This is a genomic window from Bacillus sp. LR--39 (assembly GCF_053613335.1).
Genome location: NZ_JBSIOT010000914.1, coordinates 1 through 697, shown reverse-complemented (window position 1 = coordinate 697; position 697 = coordinate 1). Strand labels below are relative to the sequence as shown.

The 697-nt window shown below is 48.6% G+C and carries 1 protein-coding gene and 1 riboswitch; the gene reads right to left on the bottom strand.

All coding sequences use genetic code 11. The features are described 5' to 3' along the window. On the bottom strand, positions 1-362 hold a 362-nt coding region (locus ACWHAR_RS27435; RefSeq protein ID WP_452088479.1), incomplete at its 3' end, for an amino acid permease. Between the two features lie 103 nt (positions 363-465). Then, positions 466-645, bottom strand: a riboswitch (Lysine riboswitch). Between the last annotated feature and the right edge of the window lie 52 nt (positions 646-697).

Below are 697 nucleotides of genomic sequence, written 5' to 3'. Positions count from 1 at the left end.
AAGAACGAAGTCAAGTAACCGGCGAGACTTGTGATGATCGCCACGTTACTGATCCAGCTCGCCACCCAGTAGCCCCACACCATTGTGAAACCGGCAGCGTTGCCTTTTTTCGGGTCAGAAAACAGCGCTCTTGCATAACTTTGCGGTCCCGCTGTCAGTTCAGGCTTACGAATGGACAAATGTCCGAACACAAGTGCAATCATCAGCACGCCGGCACCTGTCAAAAGCCAGGCGGACGTAGCTCCAAACGGACTCGCAATTGAAGCAAGCGAGCTCGGCAAGGAGAAAATTCCTGATCCAACCATATTTCCAACGACAAACGCCGTTAATAACCAAAAACCCCATTTTTTTGTCTGTTCCATTCCAGTACCTCCATGATTCTTTGTACGGACCAGACCCCGAGATCATATAAACGCAAAAAAAGCCTGAACAAAAGTCCATGCTTAAAGAAACACACACCCTTGATCTCCGGATAGCCCTCCGCGAAAAAGCACGCGGCAGTCCTGCACTTATTCAGATACAGTCCCAGCATAGAGAAGGATCGGCTTTCTCCACACTTCGGCGCTGATGCCTTTTACACATGTTTAACAGCCCCTGTCAGCCTGGCATGTGTGACTTATCATCCGCGCAACCTCTACCTCACTGAGAAAGAGTGAGGATTTAATTATTCAGTTACTCCCAGAAGGTTATCAAAGAA